Source organism: Stenotrophomonas sp. HITSZ_GD, from assembly GCF_029543105.1.
Classification (GTDB): Bacteria; Pseudomonadota; Gammaproteobacteria; order Xanthomonadales; family Xanthomonadaceae; genus Stenotrophomonas_A.
Genome location: NZ_JARQXB010000013.1, coordinates 42,210 through 66,349 on the forward strand (window position 1 = coordinate 42,210; position 24,140 = coordinate 66,349).

23 protein-coding genes are annotated in these 24,140 nt (G+C 69.9%); 6 read left to right on the forward strand and 17 right to left on the reverse strand.

Annotation, left to right across the window (positions count from 1 at the left end):
- Positions 1 to 51: 51 nt before the first annotated feature.
- From P6166_RS13350 to P6166_RS13385, 8 genes are all read right to left on the reverse strand, one after another.
- Complete coding sequence (locus tag P6166_RS13350; protein ID WP_277764949.1) at positions 52 to 768, reverse strand: hypothetical protein; 717 nt, start codon at positions 766 to 768, stop codon at positions 52 to 54.
- A gap of 103 nt (positions 769 to 871) precedes the next feature.
- Positions 872 to 1,780, reverse strand: a complete 909-nt coding sequence (locus tag P6166_RS13355) for an SMP-30/gluconolactonase/LRE family protein (RefSeq protein ID WP_277764950.1) — start codon at positions 1,778 to 1,780, stop codon at positions 872 to 874.
- A 24-nt stretch (positions 1,781 to 1,804) separates the two neighbouring features.
- A complete protein-coding gene (rlmM, locus tag P6166_RS13360) occupies positions 1,805 to 2,863 on the reverse strand; it encodes a 23S rRNA (cytidine(2498)-2'-O)-methyltransferase RlmM (RefSeq protein WP_277764951.1) in 1,059 nt (352 codons plus the stop codon).
- Positions 2,864 to 2,872: 9 nt separating this feature from the next.
- On the reverse strand, positions 2,873 to 3,433 hold the full coding sequence (locus P6166_RS13365; protein ID WP_277764952.1) for a nucleoside deaminase: 561 nt from the start codon (positions 3,431 to 3,433) through the stop codon (positions 2,873 to 2,875).
- Positions 3,433 to 3,813 carry a hypothetical protein gene (locus P6166_RS13370; RefSeq protein WP_277764953.1) on the reverse strand — a complete coding sequence of 127 codons (381 nt, stop codon included), beginning with the start codon at positions 3,811 to 3,813 and terminating at the stop codon, positions 3,433 to 3,435. The genes P6166_RS13365 and P6166_RS13370 overlap by 1 nt, the downstream gene beginning before the upstream one ends.
- 60 nt (positions 3,814 to 3,873) lie before the next feature.
- Positions 3,874 to 4,833, reverse strand: a complete 960-nt coding sequence (locus P6166_RS13375; protein ID WP_277764954.1) for a DMT family transporter — start codon at positions 4,831 to 4,833, stop codon at positions 3,874 to 3,876.
- A 43-nt stretch (positions 4,834 to 4,876) separates the two neighbouring features.
- A complete protein-coding gene (locus P6166_RS13380; protein ID WP_277764955.1) occupies positions 4,877 to 5,614 on the reverse strand; it encodes an AraC family transcriptional regulator in 738 nt (245 codons plus the stop codon).
- A 143-nt stretch (positions 5,615 to 5,757) separates the two neighbouring features.
- On the reverse strand, positions 5,758 to 7,509 hold the full coding sequence (locus tag P6166_RS13385; RefSeq protein WP_277764956.1) for a glutamine--tRNA ligase/YqeY domain fusion protein: 1,752 nt from the start codon (positions 7,507 to 7,509) through the stop codon (positions 5,758 to 5,760).
- 117 nt (positions 7,510 to 7,626) lie between these two features.
- Here P6166_RS13385 and P6166_RS13390 point away from each other — a divergent pair, with 117 nt between their 5' ends.
- Both P6166_RS13390 and msrA read left to right on the forward strand, forming a co-directional pair.
- Complete coding sequence (locus tag P6166_RS13390) at positions 7,627 to 7,893, forward strand: DUF2007 domain-containing protein (RefSeq protein ID WP_277764957.1); 267 nt, start codon at positions 7,627 to 7,629, stop codon at positions 7,891 to 7,893.
- A gap of 11 nt (positions 7,894 to 7,904) precedes the next feature.
- Entirely contained in the window at positions 7,905 to 8,579 is a 675-nt protein-coding gene (msrA, locus tag P6166_RS13395; RefSeq protein ID WP_277764958.1) for a peptide-methionine (S)-S-oxide reductase MsrA, read from the forward strand.
- 619 nt (positions 8,580 to 9,198) lie between these two features.
- Here msrA and P6166_RS13400 read toward each other — a convergent pair.
- From P6166_RS13400 to ahpC, 5 genes are all read right to left on the reverse strand, one after another.
- Positions 9,199 to 10,164, reverse strand: a complete 966-nt coding sequence (locus tag P6166_RS13400) for a transaldolase (protein WP_277764959.1) — start codon at positions 10,162 to 10,164, stop codon at positions 9,199 to 9,201.
- Between the two features lie 68 nt (positions 10,165 to 10,232).
- Positions 10,233 to 10,664 carry a nucleoside diphosphate kinase regulator gene (gene rnk, locus P6166_RS13405; protein WP_277764960.1) on the reverse strand — a complete coding sequence of 144 codons (432 nt, stop codon included), beginning with the start codon at positions 10,662 to 10,664 and terminating at the stop codon, positions 10,233 to 10,235.
- Positions 10,665 to 10,762: 98 nt separating this feature from the next.
- The gene (locus P6166_RS13410) at positions 10,763 to 11,758 is read right to left on the reverse strand and encodes a LysR substrate-binding domain-containing protein (RefSeq protein ID WP_277764961.1); all 996 of its coding nucleotides are present in this window, start codon (positions 11,756 to 11,758) and stop codon (positions 10,763 to 10,765) included.
- A 118-nt stretch (positions 11,759 to 11,876) separates the two neighbouring features.
- The gene (gene ahpF / locus P6166_RS13415; protein WP_277764962.1) at positions 11,877 to 13,469 is read right to left on the reverse strand and encodes an alkyl hydroperoxide reductase subunit F; all 1,593 of its coding nucleotides are present in this window, start codon (positions 13,467 to 13,469) and stop codon (positions 11,877 to 11,879) included.
- Positions 13,470 to 13,670: 201 nt separating this feature from the next.
- Positions 13,671 to 14,234, reverse strand: a complete 564-nt coding sequence (ahpC, locus tag P6166_RS13420) for an alkyl hydroperoxide reductase subunit C (RefSeq protein WP_277764963.1) — start codon at positions 14,232 to 14,234, stop codon at positions 13,671 to 13,673.
- 201 nt (positions 14,235 to 14,435) lie between these two features.
- On the opposite strand from ahpC, the gene prmC reads away from it, so the two are divergent.
- Positions 14,436 to 15,263: a peptide chain release factor N(5)-glutamine methyltransferase gene (gene prmC / locus P6166_RS13425; protein ID WP_277764964.1), complete on the forward strand. Its 828-nt coding sequence runs from the start codon at positions 14,436 to 14,438 to the stop codon at positions 15,261 to 15,263.
- Between the two features lie 48 nt (positions 15,264 to 15,311).
- Positions 15,312 to 16,253, forward strand: a complete 942-nt coding sequence (gene pip, locus P6166_RS13430; protein ID WP_277765001.1) for a prolyl aminopeptidase — start codon at positions 15,312 to 15,314, stop codon at positions 16,251 to 16,253.
- Between the two features lie 105 nt (positions 16,254 to 16,358).
- Here the strand turns inward: pip and P6166_RS13435 are convergent, their stop codons facing one another.
- Genes P6166_RS13435 through P6166_RS13450 form a run of 4 tightly spaced genes read right to left on the reverse strand, consistent with a single transcriptional unit; the run spans position 16,359 to position 19,234 of the window.
- Entirely contained in the window at positions 16,359 to 17,162 is an 804-nt protein-coding gene (locus P6166_RS13435; RefSeq protein ID WP_277764965.1) for an N-formylglutamate amidohydrolase, read from the reverse strand.
- Positions 17,143 to 17,694, reverse strand: a complete 552-nt coding sequence (locus P6166_RS13440) for an NUDIX hydrolase (RefSeq protein WP_277764966.1) — start codon at positions 17,692 to 17,694, stop codon at positions 17,143 to 17,145. Before P6166_RS13440 ends, P6166_RS13435 begins: the two co-directional genes overlap by 20 nt.
- Positions 17,691 to 18,662: a 5'-3' exonuclease H3TH domain-containing protein gene (locus P6166_RS13445; protein WP_277764967.1), complete on the reverse strand. Its 972-nt coding sequence runs from the start codon at positions 18,660 to 18,662 to the stop codon at positions 17,691 to 17,693. The genes P6166_RS13440 and P6166_RS13445 overlap by 4 nt, the downstream gene beginning before the upstream one ends.
- Positions 18,659 to 19,234 carry a nitroreductase gene (locus P6166_RS13450; RefSeq protein ID WP_277764968.1) on the reverse strand — a complete coding sequence of 192 codons (576 nt, stop codon included), beginning with the start codon at positions 19,232 to 19,234 and terminating at the stop codon, positions 18,659 to 18,661. The genes P6166_RS13445 and P6166_RS13450 overlap by 4 nt, the downstream gene beginning before the upstream one ends.
- 134 nt (positions 19,235 to 19,368) lie before the next feature.
- Between P6166_RS13450 and P6166_RS13455 the strand changes: the two genes are divergently transcribed.
- Both P6166_RS13455 and P6166_RS13460 read left to right on the forward strand, forming a co-directional pair.
- Complete coding sequence (locus P6166_RS13455) at positions 19,369 to 21,579, forward strand: DUF1631 domain-containing protein (RefSeq protein WP_277764969.1); 2,211 nt, start codon at positions 19,369 to 19,371, stop codon at positions 21,577 to 21,579.
- 210 nt (positions 21,580 to 21,789) lie between these two features.
- Positions 21,790 to 24,111 carry a DUF1631 domain-containing protein gene (locus tag P6166_RS13460; RefSeq protein WP_277764970.1) on the forward strand — a complete coding sequence of 774 codons (2,322 nt, stop codon included), beginning with the start codon at positions 21,790 to 21,792 and terminating at the stop codon, positions 24,109 to 24,111.
- The last annotated feature ends 29 nt before the right edge of the window (positions 24,112 to 24,140 follow it).

The window sequence follows — 24,140 nt, forward strand, 5'->3', positions numbered from 1 at the left end:
CGGTCGCGGCTCAAGCCGCGCCTGCAAGAGCAACCCCGCGCCTGGCTGCCCTCAGACGAACGGGAACACCAGCCGCAACAGCGCCTTCAATCCACTGCCCGCGCCATCGGCCACCGCCTTGGCGCCCAGCCCGTTGAGCGCGCGGCGCACGTCTTCCCAGCGCAGCTTGCTGACATCCTTCTTCAACAGGTCGGCCAGTTCCTCGCTTGCCGGGGCCAGGTGCCGCAGTTGCGACACCACCGCCTCCGGGTCGGCCTGCAGGTAGCCCCAGCGCTCGGCGATCTTCAGCAGCGTGTCGAAGCGCACCGCGACCACCTCGCGGTTGCGCTCGTACACCGGCAACGCGCCGACCTCCAGGATCGCCTGCTCGAACTGCTGCGCATCGTCCGGATGCTCGATGCGCACCGCGATGAAACCTTCCTTGCGGCTGCGTTCGCTGACGTGCTTGGCGCCGGCATCGATGTTGGCTTCCGACAGCGCCGTGGCCACGATGCGGCGCAGCGCCGCTTCCGCGTCCTCCGGCACCAGCGCGCGCCAGCGCGCATAGCCATCGCGGCGCAAGGCCTTCACCTTGGCCGTGGTGACGCGCAGCTTCAGCGCGACCGCGGCGTTGGAATCCGCGCGCGAGATCGCGCCGTCGCGCTCAAGCAGCACGAAGATCAGCAGTTCCAGGTCGCGCTTGGTCAGCGACTGGAACCCCTGCAGCAGCGTCAGCCGCAGGAATTCCTCGCCGAAACCGGCCGCATCGTTGAGTTGGATCGTCTGCATGGCACACCCCTCCGCTAGGACGCCAGCATGGACCGCGGCCGTAGCGCCGGCTGAGACCCGGCGTGACCGCCGTCTCCGCCGGATGACCCGGCGGCTGAGCGGTTCAGTGGGTCGGCGCGGCCGCGGCGGGGACCGGGGACGGGTCGACGTAGAAGGTCTCGATGGCGCCGCGATCCTGCAGGGTCACGAACACCTGGGCGCCGTCGAAGGTGACGTTGCTGGGCTTGCGTCCCTTCAGCGCCACGGTGCGCAGCACCTGCCCGGCGGGCGAGAGCACGGCGACCTGCCCGCCGTCGTAGCGCGCGACGTACAGGTTGCCGGCCGGGTCGCAGCGCATGCCGTCCAGGCCGAAATCCTCGAAGCGGTGCAGCAGGCGCTTGTTCTTCGGCTGGCCGTCGACCAGGTCGTAGACCCACACCGCGCGCTGGATGCTCTCGTTGAGGTACAGGCGCTTGCCGTCCGGGCTGACCTCCACGCCGTTGGTGGTGCCCATGTGGTCCTCCAGCAGCTGCACCTGGCCGTCCGGGGCCACGCGCCACAGGCGGCCGTTGGTGGTGTTCTCCCAGTCCGGGTCGCTGAGGTAGACGCTGCCGTCCGGGCCGATGGCCAGGTCGTTCGGCCCGGTGGAATCGGGCAGGCGCGCCAGCACGGTGATGGCGCCGGTGACCGGGTCCACCTTGAGCAGCTGCTTGCCGGCCTTGTCGGCCACGCGCATGGTCTTGTCGGCGGCGAAGCGGATGCCGTTGCCCACGCTGCCCGCCGGCAGGACCACGAACAGCTTGGCATCGCCCTTGCCGGCGTCGGGCAGGACGCGGCCGATAGTGCCGTTGCGGCCGTAATTGACCACGTACAGCGTGCCGTCCGGGCCCACGGCCGGGCCTTCGATGTCGGAGGTGAACACGCCATCGCCCACGTAATCCCACGCCTGGTAGGTGGCCGGCGTCTGCTCGGCGAACGCAGCGGGAGCGAAGGGGAGCAGCAGGCACAGCGACAGCGGATGGAGGACGCGCATGGAATTCCCTTTGGGTTGCCGGGCTCAGGCCGGGCTGGCGAATACGGTGATCTCTTCCCGATCGTGATACAGCTGCTTGGCCCGGATCAACAGGGGGCGGCCGGCGCGTTCCTGGAACAGGTCCAGGCACAGCCGGGTTTCATCCCAGCGTTTCTTCATCGGCAGCTTGAGGTTGAAGATCGCATGGCGGCACCAGCCCTGGGCGATCCACTCGCCCATCCGCTCGGCCACGCGCCGGGGCTGCTCGACCATGTCGCAGACCATCCAGTCCAGCGGCTTTTCCGGCTTCCAGCGGAAGCCATCGGCGCGCAGGTGCTCGACCAGGCCGGTGTCGAGCACGTGTGTGCGCAGCGGGCCGTTGTCCACGCTGGTGACATGCAGGTGTTCGCGGGTCAGCACCCAGGTCCAGCCGCCCGGGGCGGCGCCCAGGTCGGCCGCGCGCATGCCGGGGCGCAGCAGGCGCTCGCGTTCCTCGGGCGTGAGCAGGGTCATCAGCGCCTCCTCCAGCTTCAGCGCCGAGCGCGAGGGCGCGTCGGGCAGCAGCTTCAGGCGCGGGATGCCCAGCGGCCACGGCGCGCTGTCGGCCGGGTCGGCCTGGGCCAGCAGCACGTGGTCGCCATCGAGGAAGCACAGGTGCAGGCGCGGCAACCGGCCCTGCGGCTTGTCGGTAAGCAGGCCGGCCTTGCGCAGTGCCGGGCGCAGTGCGTTGCCGAAGCTGCGGGCCAGGCCGGCCAGCGGCTTGGCGGCGTCCGAATCCGGATGCTCCACCCACAGCTCGCCGTAGCGCACGCGCTGCTCGGGCGGCAGCGCGGTCAACGCGGCCAGCACCGGGGCGATGCGGTCGCGCGGGTCGATGCCGCGCAACTCGGCCAGCAGCACTAGCTTCTGCCGCGCGAAGATCAGCGAGCGCCACGGCAACCTGGCCGACAGGACGGCGGGGTCTTCGCAGACGAACAGCACGTGGGCTTCGTTGCGCTGCGCGCGCGCGTAGCCGGGCACGCCGGCCTGCGCCGCGCGTTCGGTCAGTTCGCCGGCCAGTTCCGGTTCGAAGCCGGGGCGGCAGTAGCAGAGCAAGCCGTTCATGGCGACGCCTCAGTAATGGTCGCCACCGCTTTCCCCGAAGGCGCGCAGCACCGCGCGCGCGTCGTCGCGATGCAGGTCGCGCACGACCTCGATGCCGCGGCGGTTGAGTTCGCCGACCCAATCGGCCGGCAGCGGGCCTTCGTCGAACGCGGTCAGTTCCATCACGTCCTCGGCGCGCGCGCCGATCAGCAGGCGGTCGATGCCGGCCCAGATCGTGGCGCCGTAGCACTGGCAGCACGGCTGGGAGGAGGTCGCCAGGGTGATCGGCTTGAGCACGTCGTTCAGGCGCGGCGTCTGCAGGCGCTGCTGCGCCAGCATGTAGGCCATGTTTTCGGCATGCGCCAGCGAGGTGGTGTGCGGCACCACGCGGTTCACGCCGACCGCGATGATGCGGTCGTCCGGCCCGAACACCGCCGCGCCGAACGGGCCGCCGCTGCGCGCGTCCACGTTCAGGCGCGACAACTCGATGGCCAGCGCCACCTTCATCGCGTCGCCCGGATAGCGCTCGGACAGGTCGACATGTTCGTGGACCCAGGCGGGCAGGGTGAGGTGGACTTGCGCGTACAGCATCAGCGGACGGGTTCCGTGGGTTCGATCGGGCGGCGCAGTGTATCGGCACTGGACGCCGCCGCGCTGCATTGGCCCTGGACGCACTGGCAGCCGGTGATCGCCGGGGAGCCGCACACGCTCATGCGGCCGCTGGCCTGGCATTGCGCCATCACCGCGGCGGGATCGGTCGGGCTGTCCACGTTCACGCAGGCCGGCGCGGCGCCGCAGCAGTTGCCCACGTTCTTGACGGTGCAATCGGCATCCGTGCGGCAACTCAGGTTCACAGGCGCCGCCGCGGCCGCCGACGACGGGCGGGGCGCGGGCTTGTCGGCCGGCTGGGCGGGGGAGGCGCTGCAGGCCGCCAGGAGCAGGGCAAGGGCGAGGCAGATCAGCGGGCGCATGGCGAGGGTCCGGGCGGCGGCGTGGCCCGCGATCTTAAGCCGAGGGCCGCAAAGCCCTCGTTAGGCCGGCGCGCGTCGGCGCTCCACGTGCGCGGCGGTGCAGCCGTAGACGCCGGCCAGCAGGCAGGCGATCGCCAATGCCTCCAGCAGGCTGGGCCAGCGCTGTTCCCACAGGAAGCCGTACAACAGGGCGAATACGGTTTCGAACACGATCATCTGCCCGACCAGGGTCAGCGGCAGCAGGCGGCTGCTGCGGTTCCACAGCGCGTTGCCGATCACCGAAGCGAACAGCGCGATGACCAGCGCGACGCCCCAGAAGCGCGCCCAATCCGCCGGCGCGTGCGTCGCGCCGCTCACGAACGCCGGTACGGCGCCGAGCAGCGCCAGGGCGCCGGTGACCACGCCGGTGAGCAGCGAGCCGTCCTGGCTGGAAATCTCGGGCCGGCGCGAGAGCCAGCGCGCATTGCCCACCGAATATGCGGTCCAGGAGAGCAGCGCGCCGAACGCACATGCCAGGCCGGCCAGGCGGGTGCCCAGGCCGTGGGCGTCGTCGTGCGCGCCGGCCAACGCCTGGACGGCGACCAGCGCGACGCCCAGCACGCACGCGGCCAGCGGCCACGCCAGCGCGGACAGCCGCATCGCCCCGGCCGCGCGCGAGCCGACGAGCGTCACCGAAACCGGCAGCAGGCCGATGATCAACGAGGCGGCCGCGCCGCCGGCCCATTGCACCGCCGTGCCGAGCAACACGTAGTAGAGCAGGTTGCCGAGCAGGCTCAGCCACGCCAGTGTCCACCAATCGGCCGCGCGCATCGGCGCGACCGCACGTCGCCAGCGCGGGGCGAGCACGAGCAGGGCGATCAGGCCATAGGCGAGGTAGCGCGAGACCGACATCTGCAGCGGGGTGAAATCGCGCAGCCACTGCGGGGCGAGGAACACCAGGCCCCACAGGGCGCCGGCGATCACGCCGCTGGTGACGCCGGCGGCGAGGGGACGGGCGGGACGGGCGGGGGCAGGGAGCATCGGCGCAGCATGCCGCCCGCGCGAGGGTATTTCTTGGCCCGGACTACTGCATCGCACGCCGCGCACGGCGGAACGCGGCCGGGGTGTACCCGGTAGCGCGGCGCATGGCGCGGGTCAGGGTGGTCTGGTCCGCCCAGCCGCCGTCGAGCGCCAAGGTGGCGACCGGAACGTCGGTGGCGGCCAGCGCGTCCATCACGTGGCGCAGGCGCAGTTCGGCCAACCAGGCCTGCGGGGTGGTATCCAGCTCGCGCTTGAACAGCGCGTGCAGGCGGCTGGCGCTGACGTGCAGTTCGGCTGCCATGCGCTCGACCGGCCACGCCGCGCCGGGCGCGGCCTCGACGCGTTCCAGCAAGCGATGCAGGCGCGCGGCGATGGGCGCGTCCGGCGCCAGCTGCCGCAGCAGCAGCGGCACGCAGTGGCGGGCGAGCGCCGCGGGCAGCGCGCTGCCTTGCCGGCGGAGGTGGAGGTAGTCCAGCAGGTGGCGCAGCGACGGCGACACGCCGAGCCACGGCTGGCCGGCGAGGCGCTCGCACGCAGCCGCCCCGATGTCGTCCACGCCGCAATCGAGGATCAGGAAGCAGTTGGGCTGCGGCGCCGCCTGCGCGTGGGCCGTGCCCGGCGCGATGAACGCGCCGTGGGCCAGGTCCAGCGCGGCGCCGCGGCCGCCGACCTCCAGGTGCATGCCGCCGGCCAGTGGCAATACGACCTGCACGTGGTCGTGCGCGTGGCGGGACGCGTCCGGGCCGTAGCTGCGCAAGCTGAGGGCGGTGGAGGAGGGCACTGGCGGCCAGGCGGGAAAGGGCCTGCCTATCTTAGGAGGCTTTGGCACGGCCGGTCGCGCGGCGTGCGCAGCGGAATCGAGGGAGCTCGGGCGTGAGGCGTGGGCGGGCGGCTGCAGAACAGCCGCCCGCCCAGCGGGCCCGATTAGTTGGCCCAGGTATCGCGCAGGGTGACGCTGCGGTTGAACACCGGCGCGGCGGCCGTATGGTCGCGCCGGTCGGCCACGAAGTAACCCATGCGCTCGAACTGGAACGACTGCTCGGGCGCGGCCTGCGCCGCGGCCGGCTCCACGTAGCCGCGCACGCTGCGCTTGGAATCCGGGTTGAGGTGGTCGCGGTAGGTCTTGCCTTCCGATTCGTCGTCCGGGTTCTCGACCGAGAACAGGCGGTCGTACAAGCGGATTTCCGCCGGCACCGCATGGCGCGCGCTGACCCAGTGGATCGTGCCCTTGATCTTGCGGTTGGCGCCTTCCATGCCCGGGCGCGATTCCGGATCCAGCCACCCACGCAGCTCGACGATCTCGCCGGCCTCGTTCTTCACCACCTCGTCCACGCGCGCGATGCCCGCACCGCGCAGGCGCACTTCGCCGCCCGGCACCAGGCGCTTCCAGCCCTTGGGCGGCACCTCGGCGAAATCCTCGCGCTCGATCCACACTTCGCGCGAGAACGGCACCTGGCGCGTACCCTGCGATTCGTCCTTGGGATGGTTGGCGAACGTCAGCGATTCCTCGTGCTGTTCGTCCAGGTTGGTCAGCATGAACTTGAGCGGGTCGATCACCGCCATGCGGCGCGGCGCGCTCGCATCCAGGTCCTCGCGCAGGCAGCCTTCCAGCACCGAGAAGTCGATCACCGAGTTCTGCTTGCTGATGCCCACGCGGTCCACCAGCAGGCGCAGCGCGGCCGGCGTGTAGCCGCGGCGGCGCAGGCCCTGCAGCGTATACATGCGCGGATCGTCCCAGCCGTCCACCAGCTTGTCGGCGACCAACTGCGTGAGCTTGCGCTTGCTCATCACGGTGTAATTGATGTTCAGGCGCGAGAACTCGATCTGGCGCGGCTTGGCCGCTTCCTTCGGATAGCCCTTGGCGAGCAGCGATTCGACCAGCGACGCGTCGCCGGCCAGGTCGACGTTGTCCACGCACCAGTCGTACAGCGGGCGGTGGTCCTCGAACTCCAGCGTGCACAGCGAGTGGGTAATGCCTTCCACCGCGTCGCCCAGCGAATGGGCGAAATCGTACATGGGGTAGATCGGCCACTCGTGGCCGGTGTTCTGGTGCTCGACGTGCTTGATGCGGTACAGCGCCGGATCGCGCAAGTTGATGTTGCCGCTGGCCATGTCGATCTTGGCGCGCAGCGTGCGCGCACCGTCGGGGAACTCGCCGGCGCGCATGCGCGCGAACAGGTCCAGGTTCTCCTCCACGCTGCGGTCGCGGTAGGGCGAATTGCGGCCCGGCTCGGTCAGCGTGCCGCGGTACTCGCGCACCTGCTCGGCTGACAGGTCGCACACGAAGGCCTTGCCTTCGCGGATCAGCTTCTGCGCGGCGCGGTAGTACACCTCGAAGTAATCCGAGGCATGGCGCAGCGAGGCCCAGTCGAAGCCCAGCCAGCGCACGTCGTCCTGGATCGCCTGCACGAACTCGGGGTCTTCCTTGGCCGGGTTGGTGTCGTCGAAGCGCAGGTTGCACCGCCCGCCGAATTCGGCGGCGATGCCGAAGTCCAGGCAGATCGCCTTGGCGTGGCCGATGTGCAGATAACCGTTGGGCTCGGGCGGGAAGCGCGTGCGGATGGCCTGGTGCTTGCCGCTGGCCAGGTCCTCGCGAACGATCTGGCGGATGAAGTCGCGCTTTTCGGGCGCGGCGGTGTCGGAGGCGGGGGCTGCGGAATCGGGGGAGGTGGACATGCCGGGCAGGAAATCGGGAAGACGGCCAGTTTAACAAGGCCGTGCGCCCGGCTGTGGCCTGGGCCCGGCGCCGGTGCCGCGCGCTATGCTGGACCCTCGTTCCCCAGGAGCCGCCCCATGCAGGTTGCCTACCGCGCCGAGAACCTGTTTGACGCCCACCTGGTCAAGCACGCCCTGGAGGACGCCGGCATCCCGGCCTTCGTCTTCGGCGAATCCCTGCTGGGCGCGGGTGGCGAGCTGCCGTTGTTCGGCGTGCTGCGCGTGTGCGTGCCCGACCCCTTGCTGCCGCAGGCCCAGGATGTCGTGGCCGGGCTGGACTTGGCCGGCGGCCTGGACGACCCCATATCGGACGGCGACCCGGAACCCGGCTTCCTGCCGGCCTGAGGAGGTCCCCCATGCTTGGAATCGGATCGGCGCTGAAGCTTGGCATCGGCGCCTTCAAACAGCGCCTGCCCCGCGACGGCGAGGCCCTGCCGGGCCGCGACACCCCGTTGCCGCTGCACAACGTCCACTTCGTCAACGGCCAGCCGCTGCAGGGCGACTTCGCCGGGCTGGAAGTGCTCGAGGTCGGCATGGGCTGCTTCTGGGGTGCGGAGCGCAAGTTCTGGCAGTTGCCGGGCGTGGTGACCACGGCCGTGGGCTACCAGGGCGGGCAGACCCCGAACCCGACCTACGAGGAAGCGTGCTCGGGCATGACCGGGCATGCGGAAGTGGTGCGGGTGGTGTTCGACCCGGCGAAGGTTTCGCTGGACGAGGTATTGCGCACGTTCTGGGAAAACCACGATCCCACCCAGGGCATGCGCCAAGGCAACGACACCGGCACGCAGTACCGCTCGGCGATCTATTGCCATACGCAGGCGCAGTACGAGGCCGCGCTGAAGAGCCGCGACGCCTACCAGCAGCAGCTGCGGGCCGCCGGCTATGGCGATATCACCACCGAGATCGTGTATCCGGCACCCGCGTTCTACTACGCCGAGGATTATCACCAGCAGTATCTGGCGAAGAATCCCAATGGATATTGTGGGATCGGCGGGACCGGGGTGAGCTGTCCTATCGGGTTGGAAGTCTGATCGGGCTTTGTTGACCCGGCTGGGTTTGGTTAGCCGCGCTGGTGACAGCGCGGCTTTCTTTTTGCCTGATGCAGGTGTGGTGTTTTTGGGGGCGCTTTGCTGTGGGGCGGTGGGTGAGGTCGGCTTGCGGTGCGGGCCCCGGCCTGACGGATAGCTTCGTCGCGGCTCGGTCAGACATCCTGTCTGACTCGCCGCCGCGGGCCATCCATGGCCCGCTGACGAAGCTATCCGTCAGGCCGGCGCAAGGCGCCTCAGCAGCCCCACTTCGATACCAACGCGCCGAGAGGCGTGGATGGAAGAGCAAAGGCCAAAGCCAAAGCCAAAGCCAAAGCCAAAGCCAAAGCACGAGGTCGGCGTGGCGCTTGGCGGGCAGTGGCTCCGGTCATGGAGATATTGAGGGACTGCGGGGGCGGGACCGTTTCGGGACCGTAGGCGACATGGATGTCGCCTACGAGCCTCCATGGATGGATTCACGGCGTGTCCCGAAACGGTCCCGCCCCCGCAGGCCGCGCGCGATCCCCGCGAGCCGATCCACCTCGAAGGCCCCCGAACACGACAACAGGCAACAGCCCAAACAAAAAGGGCGGCCACCGGCCGCCCCACAAAAAAACCTCCTCCCTCAACCCGCCAACTTCCCGCGAATCGTCTCGCGCAGCGCGTGCAGGTCTTTGGCGAAGGTATCGATGCCGGTGGAGAGCTTCTCCGTCGCCATCGGATCGGCCGCCAGGTCGCGGGCGAACTTCGCCGAGTCGATCGCCGTCACCGACGCGCCGTCCGCGGCCACCGGCGAGAGCTTGCGCGGCAATTCGCCATGGTCTTCGTCGAGCTTCTCGAGCAGATCCGGCGAAATGGTCAGCCTGTCGCAGCCGGCCAGCGCCTCGATCTGCGCCGTGGAGCGGAACGAAGCGCCCATCACCACCGTCGAGGAACCGCGCTTCTTGAACTCGGTATACACCCCGCGCACGAACTTCACGCCCGGGTCCTCGTCGATGTTCGCCGGCGTCTGCCCGTTGGCCACGTACCAATCGAGGATGCGGCCCACGAACGGCGAGATCAGGAACACCCCCGCCTCCGCGCAGGCCAGCGCCTGGGTCTGGTTGAAGATCAGCGTCAGGTTGCAGTCGATCCCGTCCTGCTGCAGCTGGCGCGCCGCTTCCACGCCTTCCCAGGTGGCCGCCACCTTGATCAGGATCTTCTCGCGCGGCACCCCGCGCTCGGCATACATCTGGATGAACTTGTGCGCCTTGGCGATGGTGGCCGCCGTGTCGTGCGCCAGGTCCGCATCGACCTCCGTCGAGACCCGGCCCGGCACCAGCGCCGCCAGCATCGTGCCCACGCCGACCGTCAGCCGGTCCGCCACCTCGTTCACCACCGTCTCGCCGCCACCGCCCTGCTGCTTGCCCCAGGCCAGCTCGCGCTCGATCAGCTCAGCGTAGACCGGCAGGTCCAGCGCTTTCTTCACCAGGGTCGGGTTGGTGGTGCAATCCACCGGCTTGAGGCGCTTGATCGCGTCGTAGTCGCCGGTATCGGCCACCACCACGGACAGTTCACGGAGCTGGGCCAGCTTGGAAGGTTGCGAAGTCATCATCGGTTCTCGCGAAGCGGAGGAATACGGAAGGAAAAACGAGGAGCGGGGGCGCTACGTTAGCGCGCCTAGCGATGGAAGTCGCCCGCCGCCTCCGGCTGGTAGTGCACGGCGCGCACGCGCAGCCGCAACGCGCGCCCGCCGGGCGCCTGCCAGTCGATCGACTGGCCCACCGACAGGCCCAGCAGCGCACTGCCGACCGGCGCCAGCACCGAAACACGGCTGCGCTCCACGTCGGCTTCCTGCGGGTACACCAGGGTGAGGGTATGCGGTTCGTCGTGAAGCTCGTCGATGCATTCCACACGCGAATGCATGGTCACGACACCAGGGGGAATCTGTTCGGGCGGCAGGACCTGGGCGCGGCCCAGTTCGCCGGAGAGCGCGATCGCGGCCGGCAGCCGGCTCAGCGCGGGGGATTCAAGCAGGGCCTCGAGGCGGGCCAGGTCGCGGCTGGAGACGATGATCGAAGGCGGCAGGCCGCTGTTGTGCAGGGTATTCAAGGCTTTCTCCTGTGGATGAAAAACGGGCGGCCCGCTTGGCCGCCCGGTCCATTGTCGGAAGAATCGCGCGCCGAAGGAACCGGCGGCGGAAGGGGAATTCAGCTGTTCGCCAGCACCCGTTCGGCGGGCGATTCGGCCGCGTGGGTTCCCCGACCGTGGGCCGCCTCGCGCGGTTCGGCGATCGCGCCATCCAGTTGCAGCAGGTGCGGCGGCAATTCCTGGAACAACTGCGCCAGGCGGTGGAGGAATTCGCCCATCGCCGAGCTGCGCCGCCACACCAGCGCGATGCGCCGGCTCGGCGGGCGCTCGGCGTCGAAGCCGATCAGTTGCACGTTTTCCGAGCGCGCCACCGGCGGCTTCACCGCCAGCAGCGGCAACAGCGTCACGCCCACGTTGGCGGCCACCATCTGGCGCAGCGTCTCCAGGCTGGTCGCCTGGAACTCGGACTTCTCCAGCGCGCCAGCCAGGTGGCACACGTCCAGCGCCTGGTCGCGCAGGCAATGGCCGTCTTCGAGCAACAGCAGGCGCTGCTCGGACAGCTCGTCCAGGCTCAACGTGCGGCGGCGCGACAACGGATGGCTGTCGGGCACGGCCAGCACGAATGGCTCTTCGAACAGGAATTCGGTGTGCAATTGGTCGTCGTGGATCGGCAACGCCAACACCGCCGCGTCCAGCCGGCCCTCGCGCAACTGGCGCAGGAGCTGGTCGCTCTTCTCTTCGATCAACAGCAGTTCCAGTTGCGGAAACCGCTCGCGAATACGCGGCACCACGTGCGGCAGCAGATAGGGGCCCAGCGTGGGGAAGATGCCCAGCCGCACCGTGCCCGCTTCCGGGTCCTGGCTGCGGCGTGCCGCCTCCTTCATCTGCTCCACCTCGGCGACGATGCCGCGCGCCCGGCTGGCGGCCTCGCGGCCGGCCGGCGTGAGCATCACCTTGCGCGGCGCGCGTTCGACTAACGGCACGCCCAGCTCGTCCTCGAGCTTCTTGATCTGGGTGGAAAGCGTCGGCTGGCTGACGAAACAGGCCGCCGCCGCGCGACCGAAATGCTTGTGGTCGGCCAGGGCCACCAGGTACTTGAGATCACGCAGGTTCATCTGCAGGGCCTCCGTGGGGAGCGCGTATGCGGCGCAGGGCGGTCCACGCCCGGGGACAGCTTACGCCCCCGTGCAGGGAGGCGGCCAGCGACGCCCGGTCGCGGGCCGCCCGGTGCGGTCAGGCGGCCTCGGCCACCGCGCCGCTGGCCTTCGGGGCCGTGCTGCGGATCAGGTGGTCGAAGGCGCCGAGCGCGGCGGTCGCGCCCTGGCCCATCGCGATGATGATCTGCTTGTACGGCACGGTGGTGGCATCACCGGCGGCGAACACGCCCGGCACGTTGGTCTGGCCGCGATCGTCGATGACGATCTCGCCACGCGGCGAGAGGTTCACCACGCCCTTGAGCCACTCGGTGTTCGGCAGCAGACCGATCTGCACGAAGATGCCTTCCAATTCGACGCGGTGCGAATCGCCACCGGCACGGTCCTTGTAGACCAGGCCGGTGACCCGCTGGCCATCGCCCAGCACCTCGGTGGTCTGTGCGCTGGTCAGCACGCGCACGTTGCCGAGGCTGCGCAGCTTGCGCTGCAGCACTTCGTCCGCGCGCAGCTTGTCGTCGAACTCCACCAGCGTGACGTGCGAGACGATGCCCGCCAGGTCGATGGCCGCTTCCACGCCGGAGTTGCCGCCGCCGATCACCGCCACGCGCTTGCCCTTGAACAGCGGGCCATCGCAATGCGGGCAGTAGGCCACGCCCTTGTTGCGGTATTCGTCTTCGCCGGGCACGTTCATCTGCCGCCAGCGCGCGCCGGTGGAGAGCACCACGGTGCGCGACTTCAGCACCGCGCCGTTGGCCAGCTTCACCTGCACCAGGCCGTCATCGCCGGCCGGCACCAGTGCTTCGGCGCGCTGCAGGTTCATCACGTCCACGTCGTAATGGCGCACGTGCTGTTCCAGCGCGGCGGCCATCTTCGGGCCCTCGGTCTCGGTGACGGAGATGAAGTTCTCGATCGCCATCGTGTCCAGCACCTGGCCACCGAAACGCTCGGCCGCCACGCCGGTGCGGATGCCCTTGCGCGCCGCATACACCGCCGCCGCCGCGCCGGCCGGGCCACCGCCCACCACCAGCACGTCGAACGGCGACTTGGCGTTGATCTTCTCCGCATCGCGCTGGCCGGCGTTGGTGTCGAGCTTGGCGACGATCTGCTCCAGGTTCATGCGGCCCTGGTCGAACACCTGGCCGTTGAGGAAGACGGTCGGCACCGACATGATCTGGCGTGCCTCCACCTCGTCCTGGAACAACGCGCCGTCGATGGCGACGTGCTTGATGTTCGGGTTCAGCACGGCGGCCAGGTTCAGCGCCTGCACCACGTCCGGGCAGTTCTGGCACGACAGCGAGAAGTAGGTTTCGAAGACGTACTCGCCTTCCAGGTTCTTCACCTGCTCGATCACGTCAGGCGCGGCCTTGGACGGATGGCCGCCCACCTGCAGCAGGGCGAGCACCAGCGAGGTGAATTCGTGGCCCATCGGCAGGCCGGCGAACGTCAGCGAGATGTCCTCGCCCGGGCTGTTGAGGCTGAAGCTGGGCTTGCGCGCTTCCGCGTCGCGGCGCACCTCCAGGCCGATCACGTTGCTCAGCGCCTTGATCTCGTTGAGCATCTCCAGCATTTCCTGCGATTTCTCGCCGTCGTCGACCTGCGCGGTGATGTGCACCGGGCGGGTGAGGCGCTCGAGGTAGGACTTCAACTGGGTCTGCAGATTCGTATCCAACATGGTGTCAGCTCCTGTCGATCGGCAAGGGGAGGGCGGGGCGTCGATGCCGCAGGGCATACGCCAACGTGGGGAGGGAGGGGGTGAACCGCAACCGGCGACGTGCCGGCAGGCGGGAGAGAGAGCGCCGTGCCGGCGCGCACCGGTTCCGGTTCACCTCCTCCCCTGCGTGCAGGGGAGGGGTGGGGCTGGCTTGGATCTGATTTAGATCTTGCCGACCAGGTCCAGCGACGGGGCCAGGGTCTTCTCGCCTTCCTTCCACTTGGCCGGGCACACCTCGCCCGGGTGGGCGGCGACGTACAGGGCGGCCTTGACCTTGCGCAGCAGTTCCTTGGCGTCACGGCCGATGCCCTCGGCGGTGATTTCCACGGCCTGGATCACGCCCGACGGGTCGATGATGAAGGTGCCGCGGTCGGCCAGGCCGACGCCCGGGCGCATCACTTCGAAGTTGTTGGTGATGGTGCCGGTCGGGTCGCCGATCATCGCGTACTTGATCTTGCCGATCGCCGGGGAGGTGTCGTGCCACGCCTTGTGCGAGAAGTGGGTGTCGGTGGACACCGAGTAGATCTCCACGCCCAGCTTCTGGAACTCGGCGTAGTTGTCGGCGAGGTCTTCCAGCTCGGTCGGGCACACGAAGGTGAAATCGGCCGGGTAGAACACCACCACGGACCACTTGCCCTTCAGGTTGGCATCGGAAACTTCGATGAATTCACCATTCTGGTAGGCGGTGGCCTTGAACGGCTTGATTTCGGTATTGATCACGGACATTGAATTTCCTCTTTGTTGCCAGGGTCTGGGGGAGTGGAACGGGAGCCATCTTAGGGTGGATCGATAGATCGCTCAAATCGATTGATGGAATTATATAGATAGACTTTGCCTATCGAAGCTCAAGGGGCGGGCTTTCGGCCCGGGGTCGTTCCCTCCAGGACCAGGGATAATGGCGGGCCCGCATTTTCCAAGAGTGACCCCATGTCGCACACGCCCGAGGCCTTGCTGCGCCTGGCGATCGAGCGGATCGATCGCGCCGACGCGGAGGCCTTGCTGCTGCATGCCCTCGGGCGCGACCGGGCCTGGCTCTTCGCGCACGGCCGCGACGCGGTCGGACAGGCGGCCGCGGACGCCTTTCTCGCGCAAGTGGAACGTCGCCTCGCCGGCGAGCCGGTGGCCTACCTCACCGGTCGCCGCGGCTTCTGGACGCTGGACCTGGCGGTCACCCCGGCCACGCTGATCCCCCGGCCGGAAACCGAGTTGCTGGTCGAGCTGGCCCTGGCCCGGGTGGATGCCGCGCCGGGCCGGCGCATCGCCGACCTCGGCACCGGCAGCGGCGCGATTGCCCTGGCCCTGGCCAGCGAGCGCCCGCAGGCGCGCGTGATCGCCACCGACGCCAGTGCCGCGGCCCTGGCCGTGGCGCGGGACAATGCGGCCGCGCACGCGCTGGGCCACGTCGAATTCCGCCACGGCCCGTGGTGGGCGCCGCTGGCCGGGGAGCGCTTTGATCTGGTGGCGAGCAATCCGCCCTACATCGCCGCCGCCGACCCGCACCTGGCGCAGGGCGACCTGCGCTTCGAACCGGCCACCGCGCTGGCGGCCGGCGCCGACGGCCTGGACGACATCCGCCAGATCGTCCAGGGCGCGCCCGCGCACCTGCAACCCGGCGGTTGGCTGCTGCTGGAGCACGGCTGGGACCAGGGCGAGGCGGTGGCCGCACTGCTGGCCGCGTGTGGCCTGGAGGCGGTGCAGACGGTGCAGGATTTGGAGGCGCGCGACCGCGTCACCCTCGGTCGCTGGCCGGGCTGAGCGACCGGCGAGCTAAAATCCCGGCTTTCCGTCGTGGACACGCTGAGCATGCGCACGCTGTATCCGGAGATCGAACCCTTTGCCACCGGCACGTTGAAGGTGGACGACCGCCACACGCTGTACTTCGAGCAGTGCGGCAATCCGCAGGGCAAGCCGGTGGTGCTGCTGCATGGCGGCCCGGGCGGCGGCATCAGCGCCAAGATGCGCCGCTTCCACGACCCGGCCAAGTACCACATCGTGCTGTTCGACCAGCGTGGCTCGGGCCGTTCCACCCCGCACGCCGACCTCGTGGACAACACCACCTGGGACCTGGTGGCCGATATCGAGCAGCTGCGCGAGCAGCTGGGCATCGCGCGCTGGCAGGTGTTCGGCGGCAGCTGGGGCTCGACGCTGGCGCTGGCCTATGCGCAGAAGCATCCGGAGCGGGTCACCGAGCTGGTGCTGCGCGGCATCTTCATGCTGCGCCGCTGGGAGCTGGAGTGGTTCTACCAGGAAGGCGCCAACCGCCTGTTCCCGGATGCGTGGGAGCACTACCTCAAGGCGATTCCGCCGGTGGAGCGCCACGACCTGATCTCCGCGTTCCATCGCCGCCTCACCAGCGAGGACGAGTCGGTGCGCCTGGCCGCCGCGCGCGCCTGGAGCGTGTGGGAAGGCGCGACGAGCTTCCTGCGCGTGGATTCGGATTTCGTCAGCGGCCATGAGGATGCGAAATTCGCGCTCGCGTTCGCCCGCATCGAGAACCACTACTTCGTCAACGGCGGCTTCTTCGAGGTCGACGACCAACTGCTGCGCGACGCGCCGCGCATTGCCGATATCCCCGGCGTGATCGTGCACGGCCGCTACGACGTGGTGTGCCCGCTGCAGAACGCGTGGGACCTGCACAAGGCCTGGCCGAAGGCGAAGCTGGAGATCACCCCGACCTCGGGCCATTCGGCGTTCGAGGCCGAGAACGTCGACGCGCTGATCCGCGCCACCGACGCCTTCGCCTGATCCATCCCGACGCGCCGCCATGGCGTGCGCGGCGGATGCCATGCCGCGGCCAGGCAGGGGTGTAGCGAGGACGCGCGCATGCCGCGCGTCCTCGCCGGCACCGATTCAGTCCGCGCCGCCGCCGAAGCGCGCCGCCAGGGGCGCCAGCAGGCGCGCCAGGCGCTGCGCCCACAGCTGCTGCCCGGCCTCGTCGGCGATCAGGTCCTGGCGGATTTCCAGCTCCACGTGCACCAGCCCGCGGCCTTCGCCATACACCGGCACCGCGTAGTCGCTGGTATCGCTCACGGCGTAGGGCTGGTTGTCGCCCACCACCAAATCGTCTTCGGTCCGCAGCGCATCGCGCAGCGCGTGCGCCAGCCGCGCATCGCGGTGATACAGCACGCCGGCATGCCAGGGCCGTGCCACGCCGTTCATCGCCGGGGTGAAGCTGTGCATGGCGACCAGCAGCGTCGGCTGCCCGCGCGCCAGCCGGTCATCCAGCGCCTGGACGATGCGCTGGTGGTACGGCGCGAAGATCTCGTCGATGCGCTGCTGCCGCGCGTGTGCGTCCAGCGCTGCATTGCCCGGCACCTCGGTGCCGTCGCTGCGCTCGGCGATCAACGTCGGCGAGCCATGCGGCCGGTTGCAGTCGATCACCAGGCGCGAATACACCTGGGTGATCGCGATGGCGTCGAGTAGTTCGGCCAGTAGCGCGGTGGTGCCGGCGATACCGATATCCCAGCCGATGTGCCGGTCCAGTTCCGATTGCGGCAGCCCCAGGTTGTGCAGTGCCCGGGGCACGCGCTGGCCGGCGTGGTCGGCGATCAGCAGCCAGGGCGAGCGCCCCGCGGCGTTGTGCACCACGAACGGCGCGGGGTCTTCGGCGCCCAGCAGCGTGCGCATCGCGGCCTCACCCACGCGGCGTGCCATCCAGGTGGTGTTCGATCATCCACAGCCCGGCCCACAGCTTGGCGTCGAGTTCGTAGCCGGCGGCCATCTTCTCCACCAGCCACGCGGCGGCGCGCGGGCGAGGAATTTCGTGCACGGTGATGTCCTCGCTGTCGTCGCCGCCGCCGGCGCCCACGCGCGTCAGGCCCGTGGCGCGCACGAAGGCGATCTTCTCGCTGCTCGCGCCCGAGGAAGTCGGGCCGATCATCAGCACCTCGGCATGCGCCGCGGTCCAGCCGGTTTCCTCTTCCAGTTCGCGCACCGCCGAGACCTCGATGGACTCGCCGGCATTGATGTCCCCCACCAGCCCGGCGGGCATCTCGATCGTGCGCGCCTGCAACGGCACGCGGAATTGCTCGACGAACAGCACGTTGTCTTCCGGCGTGACCGCGATGATGATCGCCGCCAGGCCGCCGGCATGCACGCGCTCGGAGTATTCCCATGTGCCGCGCACGACCATGCGCTGGTATTTGCCTTCGTAGACGATCCTGGGCTCGGCATCTTGGCGGTTCATGGCGCTTCCATCGAGGGAGAAGTCGGGAGGGGATGGCCGGCGGCGGCGTGCAGGCGGCGCCGGGTCATCGGGCCGAAGCGCAGCGCCTCGCACAGGCCGGCCAGCATGTCGGCATCGCCGGGTGCGCGCTCGAAACCGGAGGCCGGCAGTGCCAGCGGCGCATGCAGGGCGATGGTGGTGAGCTCGCGCCACAGCAGCGCGTGCTCGCGCTGCTCGCGCAGGCGCACGGCCATCTGCGCGGCGCCGCGCAGGCGCAGGAAAGGCACCTCGTCGATGCGCGCGAGCAAGGCGTCCAGCGAGCCGAAGTGCGCCAGCAGCACCGCGGCGGACTTGGCGCCGATGCCGCTCACGCCGGGGATGTTGTCCACCGCGTCGCCGCACAGCGCCAGGTAGTCGGCGATCTGGTGCGCGTGCACGCCGTGGCGCGCCTTCACCCCCTCCATGCCCCAGCGCAGGCCGCGCGCGAAATCCCACTGCTCGTCGTGTTCGAGCAGCAACTGCGAGAGGTCCTTGTCGGCCGAGACGATGACGCCGCGGAAATCGTGCGCGCGCGCGGCATGCAGCGCGCTGCCGATCAAGTCGTCGGCCTCGTATTCGCGATGCGCCAGCACCGCCAGCCCCAGCGCCGCGCACAGCGCCTTGCAGTGGGCGAACTGGCGCCGCAGTTCCTCCGGCGCCGGCTCGCGGTTGGCCTTGTAGGCGGGGTAGAGGCCATGGCGGAAACAGCTGTCCAGCGCTTCGTCGAACGCCACCACCACGTGCTGCGGCCGCTCGCGTTCGACCAGGTCGAGCAGGAAGCGGGCGAAGCCATGCACGGCGTTGGTCGGCCAGCCCTGGGCGTCGCGGAACTCGTCGGGCATCGAATGCCAGGCGCGGAACACGTACAGGCTGGCATCCACCAGGTACAGCGGCCGCCGGGCCGGGCTCAAGGACACGGCGTTCACGGCCGATAAGCCGGAATGGGTCATGGGGTCCAATCTTCGAGCAATGCCGACGGATCCGGCCGCTCGCGTTCCGGCGCGGCCAACCGCGGAGTACCGATATGGATGAAACCGACGATGCGCTCGTACGCGGCCAGGCCGAGGTGTTCGGCCACGGCCGGGTCGTAGGCCATCCAGGCGGTGAGCCACTGTGCGCCGAAGCCGTAGGCCTGCGCGGCCTGCAGCAGGGCGAAGCACACGCAGCCGGCGGTGAGCAGTTGCTCCTGCTCGGGCACCTTGTGGCCGGGTTGCAGGTGCGCGACCACCGTGATCACCAGTGGCGCGAAACTGAACCGTTGCCGATCCTTTTCGAGGGCCGCCTCCGGGGCGCCGGGGTCGCGCTCGCGGGTGCGCGCGGCGAGGAATTCGCCCAGCGCATGCCGCGCATCGCCGGCGATGCGCAGGAACCGGAAGGGCACCAGCTTGCCGTGGTCGGGCACGCGCACGGCCGATTGCAACATGCGCATCAGCGTGGCGTCGTCCGGTCCCGGTTCGGCCAACTGCCTGGACGGCACCGAGCGACGTTCGTCGAGTGCCTGCAACGAATAAAGTGTGTGCATAATCCCACTTTCGAACCGCAATGGCCCGATTATAGACGGCCATCGGGTACCGCTATCGGGGGGCAGCGGCAGCCGCACGGCGCGCGCGTGTCCCGGTGGGCGGCCGCTTCCACCGCCTCCGCAGTCGCGCGTCCATGACGATCCATTCGCTGTCCGAAGAGCTTCCGAGCCGCAACCCGCAACTGCTCGAACAGGTCCGCGAGGCCGTGCTGGTGCCGCTGGCGGCTGCGTTCATGGAGGTGCAGGACGTGCTCGCCGAGGCGTTGTTCCGGCAGGCCGAGCGCGTCAGCGCGGGGCAGAACGACTACTTCGAAGCCATCGAGCTGCTGCGCCGCCAGCGCGAGCGCGTGACCGCCGGTTTCCGCGGCCACCTCGCCAAGGCGTGGCAGGCGCTGGAGGCCGGCCGCCCGCTGTCGGTGGAGCGCACGCTGGCCAAGGGCCCGCAGGACCTCACGCTGGTGCCCGAGCACGAACTGGACGTGCGCCTGGCCGTGCGCAACCTCGCCGGGTCCTTGCAGCACCGCTGGCGGCCGGAGCTGATGCGGCTCAACCGCTACCTGGGCTTCATCGCCGGTGGCGTGCGCATCGATGCCGACAACAATCCCTTCGGCCCGGAACACCTGGGCACCGCGGTATATGCCGCCTTCCAGGGCCTGACCCTGGCGCCGCGCGTGCACCTGGCGATCATCAAGGTATGCGAGCAGCAGCTGGGCGACCGCGTCGGCGTGCTTTATGCCGGGCTGGAAAAATCGCTGGCCGAGGTCACTCGCCTGCGCGACCTGCCCACCGCACGCGCGCGGCGGCAGGCGATCCCGCGCGATGGCGCCGCCGAGGCGGTGTCGGCGCCGGACTGGATCGCGCGCTTCTTCTCCGACTGGTCCGGCGGGCGCACCAGCCTGGCCGCGGCCACCGCGCTGGACGTGCATGCGCGCGAAGAGCACGACGTGCTGCCGCCGGCGTTGCGCCAACTGCTGCAACGCGCGCGTGGCGGCGAGGGTCACGCGCCGCCGCGGCCGCTCTCCCCGCGCGAGCTGATGTCGGCGCTGTCGCTGATGCAGACCGGGCCGGGCGCCGGTTTCGAGGCCATCGACGCCGGCGGCCAGGGCCTTGCGCGCGGATTGCGGCGCGAGATCCTGGGCACCGCCGCGATGCTCGGCATCGACCCGGCGCACAGCGGCCTGGACCCGGCCGACGAAGACACCCTCGACCTGGTCGGCATGCTGTTCGACGCGATCCTGCGCGAGAGCCTGCTGTTGCCGTGGCAGCGCGCGCTGCTCGGGCAGCTGCTGGTGCCGTTTGCCAAGGTCGCCCTGCTCGATTCGCGCGTGTTCGTGCGCGACACCCACCCTGCGCGGCGCCTGCTCAACCTGCTGGCCGACGCCTGCGACGGCAACAGTGGAGAGACCGGCCCGGAACAGGCGCTGCTGGCGCAGGTGCAGGCGGTGGTGGACGAGATCGCCCGCGACTTCGACGAACACCTGGCGGTGTTCCTCTCGCTGGAAGCCGAATTCGGCGCCAGCTACGAGCAGTACCGGCGCCGGCTGGAAATCGCCGAGCGCCGCGCCACAGAGCTGCAGCGCGCCGAGGAGCGGCGCGAGCGTGCCCGCGGCCTGGCCCGCGCCGCGGTGTCCGAGCGGCTGGCCGGCCACGAGGAGATGCCGCCGGCGCTGGAGCATTTCCTGTCCCGCGCCTGGCACCAGCACGTGCAGCAGGCCGCCTTGCGCGGCGATGGCGCCGGCCCGGCGCTGGACGCCGCGCTGGCGTTGGGCGATGCGGTGCTCGCGCAATGGCGCCAGGCGCGCGCGGCGCAGCCGGCGCCGGAGGAAGGCTGGCTGGCGGCCGAGCGCGAATCGCTGTTGCAGGTGTTCGCCCAGGCTGGCCTGGCCCCGCCGGAAGCGGCCACCGCCTGCGATGGGCTGCGCCGCAGCCTGGAACTGGTGCGCCTGGCGCCCAGCCAGACCCCGGTCACGGTGCCCTTGCCCGTGCTGGCCGAGCCGGTGGAAGCCGAGAGCGAAGCGCTCACCCCGATGCTGGACGACCAGGCCGGGGCCGAGTTCGATCGGGTCACCGCCGATTTCTTCCGCGTGCTGCCGGTGGGCACCTGCCTGGATTTCATCGACCGCCAGGGCGTCATCCAGCCCGGCAAGCTCTCCTGGATCAGCCCGATCTCCGGCCGGCTGATGTTCGTCAACCGGCGCGGCGGGCGGCTGTGCGTGGCCTCGCCGGAGGAACTGGCGATGATGGTCTGGCTGGACCGGCTGCGCCTGCACCGCGAAGGCGATGCCTTCTACAGCGCCATGCAGGGCGTGGTCGATGGCCTGGAGCAGGCGCCTCCGCGGGTTTGACTGTTGCGGTCGCAAGCCTTGTCCTGACAGGCGTTGCGAGCAAATGCGCGCTACGATGTAGCGCCGGTAGCCAGGAATCGAAATGCGATTGTCGTCACTGTCGCGCGCCCGTGGCCCCGCCTACCATGCGCAGGCGGGAACAGGGGCCGCGTCTGTCGTTCTATCAGTCTTCCTCATCTATACGCCTGCAAGGGCGGGGAGCCTTTGCGCATGATGTCCACCCCCAGCCCGCTGGGTCACCCCGGGCGTGATCCGCGTTTGCTCGCGCAGGCGCGGGATGCGTTCCTGCCCGCGCTCGCCCAGGCGTTCGCCGCCGCGGTGACGCGGTTCGACGACGTGCTGTTCGACCGCGCCGAAAACGCCGGCGCGTCGCAGCTCGTGTTCCTCGATGGCATGCGCGAGCTGCGCCGCCGCCGCGAGGAGATCGTCAGCCGGTTCCGCACCCAGATGGAAGGCTCCTGGCAATCGCTGGAGCAGGGCTTGCCGCTGTCGGCGGAGGCCGCGCTGTCCGGCCAGCCCGCGCCGGCGGGCGGGCTGAGCCTGGTGCCGGAGCACGAACTCGAATCGCGCCTGGCCGTGCGCAACCTCGCCAGCGTGCTGCAGCGCGAATGCAAGCCGGTGCTGGCGCACCTGGACCGCCGCCTGGGCTGGATCGCCGGCGGCATGGAGCTGGGCTCGGATACCGACCCGATCGGCCCGGAACATATCGGCGTGGCGATCCACGAAGCCTTCGCCACCAGCGACCTGGCGCCGGAAGTGCGCCTGGTGTTGATCAAGCTGTGCGAGCGCGACTTGGCCGAGCCGATCGCGCGGCTGTACGTGCAGCTGGACGAACTGCTCGCCAAGGCGGGCGTGATGCCGGAAATCTCCCAGCCGCGCCGCCCGCCGCCGCGCCCGCCGCAGCGCGAGGAGGCCGATCCTTTCGGCGCCGGCAACGAGGACGAATTCGACGAGCAGTACGCGCCGGCCTGGGCCAACCGCTTCGTCAACCGCTGGGCGCAGAGCCGGGGCCGCCTGCAGGCAGCCCACCGCGGCCGCGAAGGCGGCGGTAGCGACGACCTGGGCGCCGACGGCCACCCGGGCGGCAACCAGGGCATGCTGCTGGAAGCCCTGCACGAGTTGCTGCAGCAGACCCGCAACGTGCGCGACAACGCCACCAGCGCGGCCTCGGCCGCCTCGGCGGCGATGGGCCAGCAGCGCCCGTTGAGCCAGCGCGAGATGATGTCGGTGCTGTCCCTGCTGCAGGCCACGCCGAGCGCCACGCTCAACGCGGCCATCGGCGACGATGGCGAATCGCTGGCGCAGCGGCTCAAGAGCGAAGTGCTTTCCAGCGCCACCCAGCTGGGCGTGGACCCGGCCAGCGCGCGCCTGGACCCGATGGACGAGGACGCCATCGACCTGGTCGGCATGCTGTTCGACGTGATGCTGGACGAGCGCGACCTGGAAGGCCGCTCGCGCGAACTGATCGGCAAGCTGGTGGTGCCCTTCGTCAAGGTGGCGCTGCTGGACCGCAAGATGTTCGTGCAGAAGACCCACCCGGCGCGGCGCCTGCTCAACTCGCTGGCCGAGGCCTGCGAGGGCAACGCCGGCGACAGCCCCGCCGAGCGCGTGCTGATGGGCAAGGTCGAGGAGATCATCGAGCGGCTGGTGGCCGAGTTCAACGAGAACCTGGCGATCTTCCTCACGCTGGAGGAAGAATTCCGCGACTTCCTGGCCCAGCATCGCCGGCGCATCGAGATCGCCGAGCGGCGCGCGGCCGAAACCCAGCGCGGCCAGGAGAAGCTGGAGCTGGCGCGCAGCCGCGCGCTGGAAGAGCTGGACAAGCGCGTCAACGACGAACTGCCGCAGGCCGTGCAGGATTTCCTGCGCCAGCCGTGGCTGCACCACATGACGATGTCGATCCTGCGCGATGGCGAGGAAGGCCCGGCGGTGGCCGAGTCGGTCGCCCTGGCCGATGGCGTGCTAGAGGAAGTGGCCGAAGCCCGCCGCCACATCATCGGCAAGCCGTGGCTGCAGGCGTGGGAACCGGCGCTGCAGAAGGTGTTCGCCAGCGTGGGCCTGCACGGCGATGCCGCGCTCGTGGCCATCGGCGCGCTGCACGACACCCTGCAGGCGGTGGCCGAGGCGCGCCCGGAGCTGGAGAAGGCGCTGCCGGAACTGCCGCAGGTCAGCCTGCCGCCACCCCCGGCCGCCGAGGCCGGCGGCGTGGAGCTGGAAGGCGACGCCACGCTGGAAGACTTCGACAACGCCGACGCCGACCGCTTCCGCCAGATGGCCATCGGCACGTGGCTGGATTTCGTCGACAAGGATGGCAAGGTGCAGGCCGGCAAGCTGTCCTGGGTCAGCCCGATCTCCTCGCGCCTGCTGTTCGTCAACCGCCGGGGCGTGCGCTTCTGCGTCGCCTCGCCGGAGGAGCTGGCCGTGATGGTGCGGCTGGGCCGCCTGCGCGCGCACGTCAACGATGGCGCGTTCGACAGCGCCATGCAGGGCGTGATCGACCGCCTCGACCCGCAGACCAACACCTTCCACTGAAAACCCGGTGCCGCGGCACCTGCCGCGGC